General features: G+C 62.7%; 17 protein-coding genes. 10 read left to right on the top strand and 7 right to left on the bottom strand.

Features of this window, described 5'->3' with window-relative positions; translation table 11 throughout:
• Positions 1-9: 9 nt before the first annotated feature.
• The gene (locus tag HMPREF9696_RS12520) at positions 10-756 is read right to left on the bottom strand and encodes an SDR family NAD(P)-dependent oxidoreductase (protein ID WP_002713386.1); all 747 of its coding nucleotides are present in this window, start codon (positions 754-756) and stop codon (positions 10-12) included.
• A gap of 124 nt (positions 757-880) precedes the next feature.
• Between HMPREF9696_RS12520 and HMPREF9696_RS12515 the strand changes: the two genes are divergently transcribed.
• Both HMPREF9696_RS12515 and HMPREF9696_RS12510 read left to right on the top strand, forming a co-directional pair.
• Entirely contained in the window at positions 881-1,795 is a 915-nt protein-coding gene (locus HMPREF9696_RS12515; protein ID WP_002713385.1) for a LysR family transcriptional regulator, read from the top strand.
• A 78-nt stretch (positions 1,796-1,873) separates the two neighbouring features.
• Positions 1,874-3,451 (top strand): gamma-glutamyltransferase family protein, encoded by a 1,578-nt coding sequence (locus HMPREF9696_RS12510; protein ID WP_002713384.1) that lies wholly within the window; start codon positions 1,874-1,876, stop codon positions 3,449-3,451.
• A 43-nt stretch (positions 3,452-3,494) separates the two neighbouring features.
• On the opposite strand, the gene HMPREF9696_RS12505 is transcribed toward HMPREF9696_RS12510, so the two are convergent.
• The 5 genes from HMPREF9696_RS12505 to HMPREF9696_RS12485 form a co-directional block, all read right to left on the bottom strand.
• Complete coding sequence (locus HMPREF9696_RS12505) at positions 3,495-3,818, bottom strand: hypothetical protein (protein WP_002713383.1); 324 nt, start codon at positions 3,816-3,818, stop codon at positions 3,495-3,497.
• 130 nt (positions 3,819-3,948) lie between these two features.
• A complete protein-coding gene (locus HMPREF9696_RS12500; protein ID WP_002713382.1) occupies positions 3,949-4,692 on the bottom strand; it encodes a haloacid dehalogenase type II in 744 nt (247 codons plus the stop codon).
• 45 nt (positions 4,693-4,737) lie between these two features.
• Positions 4,738-5,214, bottom strand: coding sequence for a YbaK/EbsC family protein (locus HMPREF9696_RS12495; RefSeq protein ID WP_002713381.1), 477 nt, complete (start codon positions 5,212-5,214; stop codon positions 4,738-4,740).
• 77 nt (positions 5,215-5,291) lie between these two features.
• Positions 5,292-6,608 carry a DUF3422 domain-containing protein gene (locus HMPREF9696_RS12490; RefSeq protein WP_002713380.1) on the bottom strand — a complete coding sequence of 439 codons (1,317 nt, stop codon included), beginning with the start codon at positions 6,606-6,608 and terminating at the stop codon, positions 5,292-5,294.
• Positions 6,609-6,741: 133 nt separating this feature from the next.
• The gene (locus tag HMPREF9696_RS12485) at positions 6,742-7,512 is read right to left on the bottom strand and encodes an IclR family transcriptional regulator domain-containing protein (protein ID WP_002713379.1); all 771 of its coding nucleotides are present in this window, start codon (positions 7,510-7,512) and stop codon (positions 6,742-6,744) included.
• Between the two features lie 103 nt (positions 7,513-7,615).
• Here HMPREF9696_RS12485 and HMPREF9696_RS12480 point away from each other — a divergent pair, with 103 nt between their 5' ends.
• Genes HMPREF9696_RS12480 through HMPREF9696_RS12460 form a run of 5 tightly spaced genes read left to right on the top strand, consistent with a single transcriptional unit; the run spans position 7,616 to position 11,862 of the window.
• Positions 7,616-8,092: a MaoC family dehydratase gene (locus HMPREF9696_RS12480; RefSeq protein WP_002713378.1), complete on the top strand. Its 477-nt coding sequence runs from the start codon at positions 7,616-7,618 to the stop codon at positions 8,090-8,092.
• 22 nt (positions 8,093-8,114) lie between these two features.
• On the top strand, positions 8,115-8,564 hold the full coding sequence (locus HMPREF9696_RS12475) for a MaoC family dehydratase (RefSeq protein ID WP_002713377.1): 450 nt from the start codon (positions 8,115-8,117) through the stop codon (positions 8,562-8,564).
• A 7-nt stretch (positions 8,565-8,571) separates the two neighbouring features.
• Positions 8,572-9,810, top strand: coding sequence for an FAD-dependent monooxygenase (locus HMPREF9696_RS12470; protein WP_002713376.1), 1,239 nt, complete (start codon positions 8,572-8,574; stop codon positions 9,808-9,810).
• 48 nt (positions 9,811-9,858) lie between these two features.
• A complete protein-coding gene (locus HMPREF9696_RS12465; RefSeq protein ID WP_002713375.1) occupies positions 9,859-10,842 on the top strand; it encodes a tripartite tricarboxylate transporter substrate binding protein in 984 nt (327 codons plus the stop codon).
• 54 nt (positions 10,843-10,896) lie between these two features.
• Positions 10,897-11,862 carry a tripartite tricarboxylate transporter substrate binding protein gene (locus HMPREF9696_RS12460; protein WP_002713374.1) on the top strand — a complete coding sequence of 322 codons (966 nt, stop codon included), beginning with the start codon at positions 10,897-10,899 and terminating at the stop codon, positions 11,860-11,862.
• Between the two features lie 83 nt (positions 11,863-11,945).
• Here the strand turns inward: HMPREF9696_RS12460 and HMPREF9696_RS12455 are convergent, their stop codons facing one another.
• Positions 11,946-12,968 (bottom strand): acyl-CoA desaturase, encoded by a 1,023-nt coding sequence (locus HMPREF9696_RS12455; RefSeq protein WP_002713373.1) that lies wholly within the window; start codon positions 12,966-12,968, stop codon positions 11,946-11,948.
• Between the two features lie 326 nt (positions 12,969-13,294).
• On the opposite strand from HMPREF9696_RS12455, the gene ykgO reads away from it, so the two are divergent.
• The 3 genes from ykgO to HMPREF9696_RS12440 all read left to right on the top strand — a co-directional run bounded on the left by ykgO (position 13,295) and on the right by HMPREF9696_RS12440 (position 15,282).
• Positions 13,295-13,420, top strand: a complete 126-nt coding sequence (gene ykgO, locus HMPREF9696_RS12450) for a type B 50S ribosomal protein L36 (RefSeq protein ID WP_002713372.1) — start codon at positions 13,295-13,297, stop codon at positions 13,418-13,420.
• Between the two features lie 125 nt (positions 13,421-13,545).
• Positions 13,546-14,211, top strand: a complete 666-nt coding sequence (locus HMPREF9696_RS12445; RefSeq protein ID WP_002713371.1) for a tetratricopeptide repeat protein — start codon at positions 13,546-13,548, stop codon at positions 14,209-14,211.
• 105 nt (positions 14,212-14,316) lie between these two features.
• Complete coding sequence (locus HMPREF9696_RS12440) at positions 14,317-15,282, top strand: alpha/beta fold hydrolase (RefSeq protein WP_002713370.1); 966 nt, start codon at positions 14,317-14,319, stop codon at positions 15,280-15,282.
• The last annotated feature ends 134 nt before the right edge of the window (positions 15,283-15,416 follow it).

Below are 15,416 nucleotides of genomic sequence, written 5' to 3'. Positions count from 1 at the left end.
TTGAGAGATTCAGGCGCCGAAGCCGCCATCGACATTCAGCACGGTGCCGGTCACGAACGAGGCGCCGGGGCTGGCGAGGAACACCACGCCGGCGGCGATTTCTTCCGGCGTGCCGTAACGCTGCAAGGCGTGCTGAACGCGCTGGGCTTCCGCGAACTCGCCATTCTCGGGGTTCATGTCGGTGTTGATCGAGCCGGGCTGCAGCACGTTGACGGTGATGCCGCGCGGGCCGAGGTCGCGTGCCGCGCCTTTCGCATAGCCGACGATGGCTGCCTTGGTGGCGGCGTAGTCGGCCATGCCGGGGAAAGTCGCACGGGTGGCGATGCCTGACCCGATGGTGACGATGCGGCCACCATCGCTGATCAACTTTGATGCGGTCCGGATCGCGGTGACGACACCATCGAGATTGATCGCATACTGGCGGTCGAAAGCCGCGGCATTGTTCGCGTCATCGAGCGGCCCCATCACCGCGACGGCGGCGTTGTTCACCAGGATGTCGAGGCGGCCAAAATCCTTTGCGACATCACGGACCAGTTGTTCGACCTCGGCGGTATTGGCCTGATCGGCCCGGTATGCCTTGGCTTCGACGCCCTTGGCCTTCAGGTCGCGAACGACTGCTTCGGCCTTGTCGGGCGATGCGCTGTAGCTGATCGCAACATTTGCGCCTTCGTCCGCGAGCGCCTTGGCGCTGGCTGCGCCGATGCCGCGTGATCCGCCGGTGACGAGGGCGACTTTGCCTGTGAGTGACTTGGTCATGGGAGGCCTCCGTGAGTGCCTGCGTTGAATTCCGATGGGCTATGGATAAGCGCTGACGGATGGTGCATAAATAGAAACTATGGAAATTCATTGTTTCCAAAAATGATCTAAGAGAGAAGGACCTATGTCGCGGCTTCCGGACTTCGAGGCGCTCGCGATTTTCGCGAAAGTCGTGGAAATGCGGTCGTTTGCGGGGGCCGCAGCAGAACTCGCCCTGTCAAAGGCGACCGTTTCCAAGGCCGTCAGCCGGCTGGAAGGGCGGCTCGGGGCCCGGCTGTTCAACCGCACCTCGCGGCAACTGGCACTGACCGATGCGGGCCAGCGCCTGTCCGAGCGCGCCGCGCAACTCCTGATGGACGGAGAGGCTGCGGAGAACGAAGCGCTGGCGCAGTCGTCCGCGCCGCGCGGGCTGGTGCGATTCGCTGTGCCCATGACCTACGGCGTGCGGGTCATCGCGCCTCTGTTGCCGGATTTTCTTCGTGCCTATCCCGAAGTGTCCATCGACCTGCACTTGAGCGATGCCATGGTCGATCTGATCGGCGACGGTTTCGACGCCGGTATTCGCATCGCGCGCCTGCCGGATTCGTCGTTGGTTGCGAGGCGGTTGTGCGGCATGCGGCGCTACACGGTGGCGGCGCCGTCCTATCTCAAAAAGCATGGACGCCCGACCCACCCCATGCATCTCGCCGAGCACAAGTGCTTCGGTTACGCTTACCTGTCGACGCCGGGTATCTGGCACTACGTCAATACGGCCGGCGAGCAGGCGACGGTGCGGCCGTCGGGACAACTGCGCGTCAACAACGGTGAAGCGATTATGCCGGCGCTGTTGGCTGGACTGGGCATCGCCGATCTGCCGGATTTCATCGTCGGAGAGGCGATTGCTACGGGACAGCTTGAGGTCATTCTGAAGGACTGGAAACAGCCGGAAGGCGCGGTGCATCTGGTGATGCCGCCCGGCGGGCCGCGCCCTGCGCGTGTCGAAGTGCTTGCGGACTTTCTTGCGGAGAAACTCGGGCGCAGCAAGCGGTCGGCGCGCTAGCGCTCATCCGCGGTTCCAGACTGGATCGGCAGCCGGAGTCTGCGTATCATGAAAGCCCATCCTCGAAGGTTTTCCTGAATGCGCAATTTCATCTCGCCGTCCCGCTCCATCGCAGTGGGGGAACGCGGCATGGCCGCAACCTCCCATCCACAGGCGACACTCGCGGCGCTCGACATTCTCAAGGCCGGCGGCAACGCGATGGATGCCGCCATCGCAGCGGTGGCGTTGCAGGGCGTGGTCGAACCGCAGATGACCGGCGTTGGCGGCGACTGCTTTGTGATCTATTCGCCGAAGGCCGGCACGCCGGTGGCGCTCAACGGCTCGGGCCGGACGCCGGCGAAGACCGATCTCGCCGCCACGATGGCCAAGGGCGCGAAAGCGCTGACGCCAACCTCGATCGAAGGCATCACGGTTCCCGGCGCCATCGACGCCTGGTGCACCCTCGCGGCGAAGCATGGCAGCAAATCGCTGGAGGAAATCTTCAAGCCTGCTATCGACGCCGCGGAAAACGGCTTCCGTATCACGCCGCGCGTGGCTTCGGACTGGACGCGCAACCGCGCGCGGCTCGAAAGCAATCCGGCTGCCATGGAGCAATATCTGCCCGGCAGCATCGCGCCCTCCATCGGCGATCGGCGCAGCCAGCCGGCGCTCGGCAAAACGCTGCGGCAAATTGCGCGCAAAGGCCGCGCCGCCTTCTATGAAGGCGAGGTGGCCGAGGAGCTTGTGGGCATTCTGCAGGCCCTCGGCGGCACACACACGGTCGCGGACTTCGCGGCGAATGCGCCGGAAGACGTGACGCCGATTTCCGCAAGCTATGGCGGACATGACGTGCTCGAATGTCCGCCGAACGGGCAGGGGCTGGCCGCGCTGATGATCCTGCGCACGCTGGCGGGGTATGACATCAAGGCGCTGTCCGAAGTCGACCGCGTGCATCTCCTGGCGGAAGCGACCAAGGCGGCCTATCGCGCACGCGATGCGTTCTTCTGCGATCCCGCGCATGGCAACGTCGATGCGGCGCATTTCCTGTCGGATGCCTATATCGGTGCAATCCGCAGCAAGATTTCCATGACACGCGCGAGCGCGCCGGTCGATTGGGACGATATCGAACACAAGGACACGGTCTATGTCACCGTGGTGGACCGCGACCTCAACGCGGTGTCGTTCATCAATTCCCTGTTCCAGCCGTTCGGCAGCGGCGTTTACGCGCCGAAGTCAGGCGTGTTGCTGCACAATCGCGGCTGGGGTTTCCGGCTTCAATCGGGACATCCCAACGCGCTCGGGCCGAACAAGCGGCCGATGCACACCATCATTCCCGGCATGGTGATGAAGAACGGCAGCTGCATGATGCCGTTCGGCGTCATGGGTGGTCACTATCAGGCCACCGGTCACGGCAACTTCCTCTCCAATGTGTTCGACCTCGGCATGGACATTCAGGCCGCATCGGAAGCGCCTCGCTCGTTCGCATTCGAGGGCGTGCTGTCGCTGGAGCCGACCTTTGGCAAAGAGATCGGTGCTGAACTCGCTGCGCGCGGGCACGATGTGAAATGGGCGGACGTTGCCATCGGCGGCTGCCAGGCGATCTGGATCGACCACGAACGCGGTGTCCTGCTCGGCGCCACCGACCACCGCAAGGATGGCGTCGCGCTCGGCATTTGAGCACTCGTTCCGGACGCACGTCGCTCATACGCAGCGCTATCCGCTACGTATCTCCATACTTCATGAAGAAGCACCGCCGCTCGCCCGAGAGGTTGTGGCATCTCCATGTCTTGCCGTCTTCACTCGGCGTCGCCTGCTCGAACGGAACCAGTTCCTTGAACCGTGTGAGCCAGATTCCATCGGGCCGGACCTGCACCTCGTCGGAGCCAAGCTGTTCGCAGTCGCTTGGCCCGCAACAATGAACACCATCGGCACCTTTATAGGAGCCTTCGGCAATCCAGTTAGGGCGTCCGTCCGCGTCGTGTGCAAAACACACGCGGCTCGCCAGCACGGCCGTTGTCAGAAACAAGAAAATGACTGATCGCATCACATCACCTCCTTGGTGAAATGCGAAGCATCAATCGTGCCAGATCGCGGAATCCGTCCTCCGGCGCAGCATGGCCGGTGCAGGCCGGGCGCGGCCGAGTCAATTTTGCAACAGCCGCCGGTCCTTGTCTTTACGGGTGTGCGGTGACAAGTCCCGGCAAATCCGCCAGAGCGCCAATGCGATAATCCGGCTCCAGGCCGTATTCGTCCATCTGCATTCGCATGGCCTTGAACATCGCGAGCGGACGGACGAGACTTGCTCCGGCCAGTTCCGCTGCCATCGCCTGCGGCGTGACGCGCTCGATCCAAGCGACATTCAGGCCGAAGGATTTGGCACCACAGGCATCGAATGGATTGGATGAGACGAACAGCACCTCCTGCGGCGCCACGCCCAGATGAGTCTCGATGAGTTCATAGGTGCGTGGCGACGGTTTGAAGATACGGGTGGAGTCGATGCTGATCGTGGCGTCGAGGATGGCGTGCAGACCGGTGTTGCGAACCAGCGCGTTGAGCATGTCCGTGCTGCCGTTCGACAGGATCGCCAGCTTGCGGCCCTTCAAGCCGGTCAGCGCCTGCTTTGCATCCGGATAAGGATCGAGGTGGACGTATTTGTCCATGATGCGCTCGAAGACCGCGGCATCGAACGTCAGGCCCAGCGTCTTCAAGGTGAAGTTGAGCGAGTCGCGCGTGACGACGGAGAAATCCTCGTACCGCCCCATCAACGAGCGCAGCCAGGTGTATTCGAGCTGCTTCATGCGCCAGATCTGGCTGATCAACTCGCCATAGCCGGGAAATGCCTCGTCTGTCACGGCGGCCACCGACTGCACGTCGTACAGCGTGCCGTAGGCGTCGAATACAACGGCCTTGATGGTCATCCCTGTTCTCCCTCGAATGCGGTGATGTTGCGCGAGCAGTCCCTGTCAGGTTGAAGCCATCGCGGTCTCGCTCACGTCGACCCATTCGGCATGGGTCAGTTCGGCCATGCGTGCGGGGGAAATCCGCACCGCGCTGTTGATGGAGCCTGCGGCAGGCACGACCTCGGTGAATGCTTTCAGCGACACATCGCAATAGACCGGCAGCGGCGTCTTCAAGCCGAATGGGCAGATGCCGCCGACAGGATGGCCTGTGGCCTCGAGCGCCTCCTCGGCGCTCAACATGCGCGGCTTGCCGCCGAACACGGCGCGCGCCTTCTTGTTGTCGAGCCGCGCAGTGCCGCAGGTCACCACCAGCAACACCTTGTCGCCAATGCGCAGGGACAGTGTCTTGGCGATTTCGGCGGGCGTCACGCCGAAGGCCTCGGCGGCCAGCGTCACGGTGGCGGAACTCTTGTCCGATTCAAGGACGGCAATATCGGGGGCATTCGCTGCGAAAAACGCGCGAACCGTTTCGACGCTCATGCTTTGTCCTGTCCGGAACTGATCTGCGGGACAGGACCTATCACGGCCAAGGCCGCGTGCAAATCGTCTGCACCCGTTCAGGCGTGGTGGCTGCGCTTGACCCGCCAGAGCATGATCGTCAGCACGATCACCACGAACGGGATGGAGATACCGGTCGCCACCATCGGACTGACCGGCATATAGTGTTCAGCCGACTCGAACACGTAGTGCAGCAGGCTCGCGACATAGTAGCTGATCGCCGCGACCGACAGGCCTTCGACGGTCTGCTGCAAACGAAGCTGCATCCGCGCGCGCTCGCTCATGGCTGCGAGCAGGTCGCGGTTCTGCTGCTCGATCTCGACGTCGATGCGGGTGCGCAGCAGGTTCGCCGCGCGGGTGAGTTTCTTGTTCAGGTCCTGCATGCGTGTGTTGAGTGTCTGGCATGTGCGCATCGCAGGGTTCAGCCGCCGTCCGAGGAAATCTGCCAGCGTCGGCCAACCACCGAAGGATTGCTCGCCGATCACGTCGAGGCGCTGGCGCACGATGTCGTCATAGGCGGCGCTGGCGGCGAAGCGATAGCCGGCAATCGCGGCTTCCGCCTCGACACGCGCAGCCAGCGAGGTGATCTCGTCCAGAAGCTGGCGGTTGATTTCAAGGCCGCCGCCGTCCTTCGTCATCGCGGTCATGATGTGGGTTAGCCGGTCCTCGGCGTTGCGGATCACCGGCGTGGTGCGATGCGCCAGCGGCAGGCCGAGCAAGGCGAAGCAGCGATAGGTTTCGATTTCGAGAATCCGCAGCACGAGGCCGCCGGTCTCGACCGGCGTCAGTCCGTGATTGTGCACGAGGAAGCGGACAAAGCCTTCGGTATCGACCTGAAAATCGGTGGCGATGGTGGCGTGACCGTCGAGCACCCGCGAGGCCGCCAGCGATGCGGGGTCGAACAGCCTTGCAAGGTCGGGTGCATCGCCGCTGTCCACACGCAGGTCGATCGACACCAGATGCGGACCGGGCTGCCCGATCTCGGTCATTGCCGCAGCAATGAAAGCCGGCAGGGCGTCGCCGTTGGTGGCATTCGCATCTTCCAGCAGCCATGTGTAGGTGGTGAACTCGCTGTGCTGCTCCCAGCGCAGGATTGCGTCGGGCAGTGCGATGCGCCGGTGCTTTGCGGCCGTGGACAGATCGGTGAGGTGATGCGCGGCGCAGTAGCGTGCAAGCGCCTCCGCATTGGCGTTCATCTGGGCGGTGTCGGTGAGAAACGCGAAGCGGATGGCGCGGCATGGCGAGGTGACCGCTTCAAAAGGGCGTGCGTGCAGTTCGCCAAGTACGGCGTCGCGCTCGGCGTGGGGTAACAGCACGAATGCGGTCGGCAGCGGATTTGCGCCGTCGGACGTTTCGTTCCCCTGAATGGCGGTCATCGGAAAATCCCCTTCTCGCTTGATGCATTCATGCAGGGGGGGAGCGTGTTTGCAACCGGACTTGTGGGAAGTCCGAAAACAATTCGGCTGCCCGATGAGGCAGCCGAATTCCTATTTCAGATGGGTATGCGGTCTAGCCGGTGGCGGCGGTCTGGGTGCGGATGTCCTGCGCGGTCCGCTTCAGCGTGACGAGGAATTTCGTCTTCGCTTCCTCTTCGCTGATGGTGCCCGAAATGGTGTTGATGCTGACAGCCGCGACAACATGGCCAGCCTGGTCGCGCACCGGAACCGCGATGCCGCAGATTGCGGGATCGAGCTCGCCGTCGATCCAGGCATAGCCCTGCTGCTCGACGCGCGCGAGTTCTTCGGTGAGTTTGGCCGCGCTGGTCACCGTGCGCGGCGTGATCTGCTTGAAGTCAATTTGCGAGATGATGTCCGCGCGCCGGTCCGGCGGCAGCGCGGCGAGCAGCACGCGGCCCAATGAAATCAGATGCGCGGGCAGGCGGCTGCCGATGCCGAGATTGGCGGAGAGAATGCGGCGCGCTGGCAGGCGCAGCGCGTAGACGATCTCGGTTTCATCGAGCACGGCGAGCGCGCAGGATTCGCCGATGTCGTTGCGCAGATCTTCCAGCGCGCGCTGCGCATAGCCCCAGTAAGGCAGGGCGTTGAGATAGGACAGGCCAAGGCCGAGCGCGCGGGGACGCAAACTGAAATAGCGCCCATCGGCCTCGCAGTATTTCAGCGCCACCAGTGTCGCCAGCATGCGCCGTGCGGTGGCGCGCGTCAGTCCTGCCGCGACGGCAGCTTCCGACAGTGTGTGCCGTCCGGGCGGGCGCCCCAGCGCTTCCACCACGGAAAATCCGCGAGCAATGGCACGGACGAAACTGTCGCTTTCCTTGGACATCAAAGTTCCTCTCGATTTTCGCTTGTCAGCTCCGGCAAGCCGGATCATAGTGTTCGTATAGCGATTATAAAGTTCGCCTGATGAACATAGACGAGAGAACACCATGGCGCAAGCGCAAGCCTTTGAAACCGATTTCTGGAAAGACGCCAATCTGCGGAAGGTGTGGGACGACATCGTTCCCGGCGAGCCGCGCAAGACGATGCCCTATCTCCTGACCAAGGAAGCGATCCAGCTTTATTGCCGCTCGGTCGGTGAGGACAATCCGCTCTACTTCGATGAAGCCTATGCGAAGACCACGCCTTTCAAGGGCCTGATCGCGCCGCCGTCGATCCACATCCTGCTGATGTTCGCCTGCACACCGACCGACGACTGGATGCGCTCGCCGGGCACGGTGAATGCCGGCCAGTCATGGAGCTACAACATTCCCGCGCGCCCCGGCGACACCATCACGCTGCAGGCCCGCGCGCTCGACAAGTTCATCAAGCGCGAGCGGCTGTTCGTGGTTCACGACAACGTCTTCTTCAACCAGCACGGTCAGGTGATCTGTTCCGGGCGCGGCCAGACCATTCGCCCGGCGTAATGCAGACGAGGAGATCAGAACAATGACAACGACTTTCGACAGCCTCTCCGTCGGCGACACCATTGACGGCCCGAAGTTCGCGGTATCGCGCGAATCCATCCGCCTCTTTTGCGACGGCTCGCTCGACTACAACCCGCTGCATCTCGACGACAACTATATGAAGGGCAACTTCGGCAAGACCAACTTCGGCGGCATCATCATGCACGGCATGAATAACTTCGGGCTGATCACCCGGATGCTGACCGACTGGGCCTATCCCGCCGGTGCCATTCATCGCCGTCTCGAAACGCGCTGGGTCAAGCCGGTGAAGCCGGGCGACACCATCCAGCCGGAAGGCATCATCAAGGCGAAGCAGGTGACGCAGAATTCGCGCTGGGTGCTGATCGACGTGCTGGTGAAGAACCAGGCCGGCGAGAAGGTCGCGGTCGGCGAAGCGATGGTGGAATTCCCGCGCGCCGCCTCGGCAGCCTGACGGCGACATGTCGGTCGCGATCATAGGCGCAGGAGTTGGCGGACTGACGGCGGCGTTGTCCTTGCATGCCGCCGGCCAGCGCGACATTGTCCTGCTTGAAGCGGCCCGGGACATTCGTGACGTCGGCGTCGGCATCAACCTGCCGCCGCATGCCGTGCGCGAACTGACCGAACTCGGCCTTGGTGATGCGCTCGACAAGGTCGGCGTGCCGACCAAGGAACTGTCCTACTACGATCCAAAGGGTCAATTGATCTGGGCCGAGCCGCGCGGCCTGGACGCCGGCTACAAGTGGCCGCAATACTCGATTCATCGCGGCACCCTGCAACGAATTCTTGTCGATGCGGTGCGCGAACGTCTCGGATCGTCCGCCATTCGCATTGCGCAGCGCGTGACCGGCGTCAGGAATGCAGACAACAAGGCTGTCATTACAGCCACGGATCTGACCGATAATCGTCCCGTGACCTTCTCGGCCGATGTCGCGATCTGCGCCGACGGCATCCGCTCGCCCTCCCGCGACAGCCTTTATGGCGCGGCAACGCCGCTCGCCTCGAACGGCTGGGTGATGTATCGCGGCGTCGCGAAGTCCGGACCCTTTCTCACCGGACGCTCGATGGTGATCATCGGTGATGAGACCCAGCGCGTGGTGGTCTATCCGATCGCGGAGGGCGTCATCAACTGGCTGCTGGTTCGCCCCAAAGACGCGGCAAGCGGCGAAACCGAACTCGGCAACTGGAATCTGCCGGTTTCGACGAACGTGATCGCGGAGTTCGTCAAGGACTACCGCTTCGACTGGCTCGACGTGCACCGTCTCGTCTCCTCGTCGTCGGAGTCTTACGAATATCCGATGGCGGACATCGATCCGCTGCCGCGCTGGGTGTTCGGGCGCTGCGCGCTGCTCGGGGACGCCGCCCATGCCATGTATCCGTTTGGCTCCAACGGCGCGTCGCAGGCAATTCTCGATGCGCGGGTGCTGGCCTATGAACTCGCCACCGCCGCCACCATCGACGATGCGTTGCGCGGCTATGAGACGCAGCGCCGTGAAACCGCGAGCGGCGTCCAGCTCGCCAACCGCCGTCAGGCCGGCGATGTCATGGCGCGGGTCAGCGCGCTGGCGCGCAGCGGCGCGCATGGCGATGCGAAAGCCGCGCTTCAGGATGTCGAGCGCCGCTACAAGCAACTCGCGGGCTTCGATGTCGATGCCCTGAACACCCGCAATTCATGGAGCGTATCCAGCGAGCGACGATAACCGGACGATCAAAACCGGAAGCAATCCGGAAACAAGAGGGAGAAATACATGCGCAGATATTTGGACGTGATGCGGTCAGCACTGCTGGCGGCAGGGTTAATCGCTACAACCTCGCAAGTCACGCTTGCTGAGGATAGCTATCCGAGCCGGCCGATCAAATTGCTGGTCGGCTTCGCCGCAGGCGGGGCGACCGATACGACATTCCGCAAGCTCGCCGAACTGGCTTCCAAGGATCTCGGACAGCCAATCGTTGTCGAAAACCGGCCCGGCGCCGGCGCGACACTGGCGCCATCGACCATGGCGAAAACGGATGCGCCCGACGGCTACACCATCGCGGCGGCGACAGCGGGACTGCTCCGCTATCCCTACATGCAAAAGGTCGACTGGGATCCGATCAAGGACTTCACCTGGATCACGGGGCTTGGCGGTTACACCTTCGTGCTGGCAGTGAACGCGGACTCCCCGCTGAAGACGCCCGCCGATTTCGTGGATTACGCGAAGAAGAATCCCGATGCCCTGACGGTTGCGACCGCGGGCGCCGGCACCACCATGCATCTGCTTGCCGAGGCGCTCGCCGGAATGGCAGGCGTAAAGATCACCCATGTCGGATACAAGGGCAGCAGCGAAGCAGTGACCGCGATTCTCGGCGGTCACACCATGGCGACGGTCGATGCCATCGGCACCATTCTGCCTTACGTCCAGTCCGGCAAGATGCGTGTGCTGCTGTCGTTCGATCCGCAGCCGGTGGCATCACTTCCGGGTGTGCCGACGACGAAAAGCCTCGGTTACGATCTGGTCTATCCCGCGCCCTACGGTCTGGTCGGCCCGAAGGGCATGCCGCCCGCGGTCGTTGACCGGCTCTACAAGGCGTTCAAGGGCGCCGCCGACAGCGACGAATACAAGAAGCTGCTGGTCACGCTCGGGCAGACCGAATGGCAGAAGCCGCCGGGCGAATATCAGAAATGGGCCGGCGAATTCTATGTTTCCGAACGTTCGCTGGTAGAGCGCGCCAGGCTGCTGCGTCAGCCGTAAGGCCGGCTGCCGCCGGTTCAAACAATAATGTCGTGTCAACGAGAGTTGGAAATCATGAAGTCAGTTCTTGCCGCAATCCTGTGCGTGTTTGTGTTCGCCGCCGGCGACGCCCGCGCCAACGACCAGTTCCCGCCCGCCAATATCAAGATCATCGTGCCGTTCCCGGCGGGCGGCACCACGGACATCCTGGCGCGCTTCGTCGCGCAGTATCTCGGCGACAAGCTCGGCGTCACCACCATCGTCGAGAATCGTGCCGGTGCGTCAGGCACCATCGGCTCCGAAATGGTGGCGAAGTCGCCGAATGACGGCAGCGTGCTGCTGCTCACCGCGACCCACCATGTCATCAATCCGAGTCTCTATACGAAGCTGCCCTACGACACGCAGAAGGATTTCTCGCCGATCGCGGTGGTGGCGAGCGCGCCGAACGCGCTGGTCGTCAACAAGGACTTTCCGGCGAAGACGGTTGCCGACCTGATCGCGATGGCCAAAAAGGAGCCGGGCAAGTATTCGTTCGGCTCGGCCGGCATCGGCGGCGCCAATCATCTCTCCGGCGAACTGTTCAAGCAGATGGCGGGTGTCGACATCGTGCACGTTCCCTACAAGGGCGCGGCGCCTGCGATGAACGATCTGATCGGCGGACACATTCCGATCATGTTCGACACCCTGCCGACCGTGCTGCCTGCGGCGGCGGCCGGCAATATCCGCGTGCTGGCGGTCACCAGCAAGGAGCGCGCTGCGACGCTGCCCGATGCGCCGACACTCGATGAATCGGGCGTGAAGGGTTTTGAGGCCTCCGCATGGTTCGGTCTTTACATGCCGGCCGCCAACAACAATGCCGCCTACACCAGGCTGGTCGCCGCGATGAAGGAGATTCTCGCCGCGCCTGAAACCCGGCAGAAGTTCGCCACGCAGGGCGTCGAGCCCGGCAAGCTCACGGGCGCAGAGTTCACGAAATTCGTGGACGCTGAAATCAGCAAGTGGTCGGACGTGGTGAAGACCGCGAAAGTCCCGCAGCAATAATCGCTGGCTTCAAGATCGCAGAAGGCCCGCTTCGGGATCGCCGAGGCGGGCTTTTCGCTGACTGAAATTGAATGGAAGCAGGTTTAGCAGACCGGTGTGCCGTCGGGTCCGTGGGTCGTGATAGTCTGCGCCGCGGCTCCAGCCTTCGCCATCACATAAGGGCTCGGCCCGACGACATCGGTGGCAAGACCGAGTTTCTCGAACAGCCGGATGGTCAGCCAGGTGGTGTCGAATTCCCACCACTTGTGACCGTGCTTCGCCGAGCGCGGATCGGCGTGATGGTTGTTGTGCCAGCCCTCGCCATGGGCGAGCAGCCCGATGAAGACGTTGTTCCGGCTGTCCTCGTCGGTCTGGTAGTTCCGGTAGCCCCACAGGTGGGTGATCGAGTTCACCGCCCAGGTCTGATGCCAGACGAACACCGTGCGCACGAACACGCCCCAGATCAGGATGCTGAGTCCGAACTGCAGGGCCTGCATCGCGTTGCCGCCCATCGCCAGTTCGGCGAGAAAACCGAGGCCGAAAAACACCAGCCACTGAATGACAATAATCTTGAGCTGGAGCCAGTTGCGCTCCAGCGCGACATAAAACGGATCGCGCAGGATGTCCTTGGCATAGCGGTCATAGATGCCGAGGCGGTTCAACTCCGGATTCCTGATGATCAGCCAGCCGATATGGCCCCAGAGGAAATTTACCAGCGGGCTGTGCGGATCGGGTTGTTCGTCCGCGTGCTGATGATGGCGGCGATGCACCGCGACCCAGCGGGCGGGCGTATCTTCCACGCAGCAAATGGCGACGACCACGAGCGCATGCTCCAGCCATTTCGGACAGCGAAAGCCGCGATGGGTGAGCAGGCGATGATAGCCGATATTGATGCCGAGCAGTCCGCTCAGACGGGCCGTGATGATGGCGACGATCACGCCGGTCCAGCTAAAATACCAAGGGACAAAGGCGAGCAACGCCACCAGATGGTAAAACAGGATAGGCGCCGCCTGTCCCCACTCGATGCGATTCAAGGTGACACCGGCGGGCAGCGGCAGGCGGCCGGTTGATTCCGGCGCGGCGGCCGTCAGCGGGATGGCCTTCGCTGTGGCCGGGCGATTGGTCATTTCAGCGGTCAATGGTCCAGATCTTCCTTCCGGGGCGCAAAGCCGTACGTTTGGCCTGCCTTACACCAAATCGCGGGGGATCGGTGTGAACAGGCTGTAACGTCTGCTTAGAGGCTGATTCGGGCGGCGGAAAGCCGGAAAACGGGTTCCAGTGGGGTCATTTTGACCCGGTTCGGGCTGTTGAATTGGCCTGTTTGGATTGACATTTGGGGCCCCGATGGCATAGAAACCGCCCTGTCCCGCGCGGCCCGGCCTGCGGGATATGCCCATCAACCAATGGTTTTCAGAACTCGGCCTGCACGCGGCCTTCCAGAGAGCATTGTCCCATGAAGGTCCGTAATTCGCTGAAGTCCCTCCGCGGCCGTAACCGCAACAACCGTCTGGTCCGCCGCAAGGGCCGGGTTTACGTCATCAACAAGGTCCAGCGCCGCTTCAAGGCACGCCAGGGTTGATTGAAGGCTGATTGACGCTGATCGAGGGAGCGGTGTCCGCTCCCTGACAGGTTTTCGGCATATCACCACTGTTTGACGCCGCTTGCACTTTGCATGCGGCGTTTTCCGCGTTTAGACTTTCCGTCATGGCATTGCGACCGGCAATCGGGACGAAGGGAACGCGGCTGTTGAAGCTCGCGATCGGTGTTGCGGTGCTGGCGGCCATCGCTGCCGCGCCCGCGGCCGCGCAGGACCCCCGACAGCCGCCGTCTAAACAGCAGAAGAAGCTGCCGCAGCCGCCGGCCAAGCTGCCCCGCGTGATTGGCGACAAGGCAAAGAATCTCGACTTCCTGTTCGGCGCATTGAAGGCCGCGCCCGATCAGGAAAGCGCCAAGGCGGTCGAGGCCCGGATCTGGGCGGTCTGGACCGCGACGCCGAGCGACACGGCTGCGTTGCTGATGGCGCGGGCGAAACTGGCGATGGACGGCAAGGAGACCGACGTCGCGCTGAAATTGCTCGATGCCGTGATCAAACTGCGCCCCGATTATATCGAAGCCTGGAACCGGCGCGCCACGATCTACTATCTGCAGAACGACTACAGCCGCTCGATGGAGGACATCCGTCAGGTCCTCATTCGCGAGCCGCGTCACTTCGGTGCACTGGCGGGTCTCGGAATGATCATGCAGGAGACCGGCGACGACAAGCATGCGCTGGACGCCTTCCGCAAGGCGCTCGCCATCAACCCTTATCTCGAGCGCGTCCCCGACCTGGTGAAGTCGCTGACCGAGAAGGTCGAGGGCCGGGATATCTAGTCCGCATCTCCAGACCACGAGGCCGGGCTGGATTGCTTTTGACGCGAAACCTCTTCATCAAGCCGCCGTATCTTCCCCGTGCGAACAGTTCTCCGGATTTCCTTTATGTCTGTATTGGCTGTCGTGGTCGCGCTGGCGGTGCTGGCCGCGATGACACAGATAAGTGTCGGTATCCTTGAGCGGAAATATCCGCCGGAGGGCCGGTTCGTCGATGTCAAAGGCGCGCGGCTTCATGTGGTGGAGCTTGGCCCGGCGAATGCGCCCGGCTTGCCCATTGTGCTGGTGCATGGCGCGAGTTCGAGCCTGCAGACCATGCGCAAGCCATTGGGCGACAGGCTTGCGAAAGATCATCGCGTGATCCTGATCGACCGCCCCGGCCATGGCTGGAGCACGCGCGACAATGTCGCGGATTCAACGCCGGCCATCCAGGCCCGCATGATCGACGAGGCGCTGGGCAAGCTCGGCATCGAACGCGCGATTTTTGTCGGCCATTCCTGGGCGGGCGCGCTGATGCCGGCCATGGCGCTTGATTATCCGAAGCGCGTCGCGGCGATCGTGATGCTGTCGCCGGTGGCCTATCCGTGGACCGGCGGCGTCGGAGAATTCAACAAGATTGCGTCGATCCCGGTGATCGGCCCGTTGCTCGCGCACACGATCACCGTTCCGCTCGGCCTGTTGCTGGTGGACAGCGGCACACGCTATGTCTTTGCGCCGCAGACGATGCCCGATGGCTACATTGATGCAACAGCGGTGCGCATGGTGCTGCGGCCGGGCGTTTTTCTCAATAATGCCCGCGACCTCACCACGCTGAAGGCGGAAATGGCGAAACAGTCGCCGCGCTATCCCGCGATCAGGATTCCCGTGACCATTGTGACGGGCGATGCCGACAAGACGGTTTCGACGGATATTCACTCGCGGCCGTTCGCGGCCGCCGTGCCGCAAACCCGGCTGGTCGTGCTGCCGAACGGCGGCCACATGCCGCAGGTCTATGCGACGGATACGATCATTTCCGAAATCGGGGCGATCGAAGCGAAAGTAGAGGATTCATCTGCTTTCGCTGTGTCCCGCTGAAGACATTCCGATGATCAGTCACCATCGCTGACCTTTGCGCGCTTGATGCACATCAAGGCGATTCATTTTCAGTCACGATGCAATGATCATCATACTGCTGCCATCGACAGATGATGAGGTGACGCGGTTCGACG

The organism is Afipia clevelandensis ATCC 49720, assembly GCF_000336555.1.
Classification (GTDB): domain Bacteria; phylum Pseudomonadota; class Alphaproteobacteria; order Rhizobiales; family Xanthobacteraceae; genus Afipia; species Afipia clevelandensis.
Note: the sequence above shows the minus strand (reverse complement) of the source record. Positions and strands in the feature narration are given on the sequence as shown.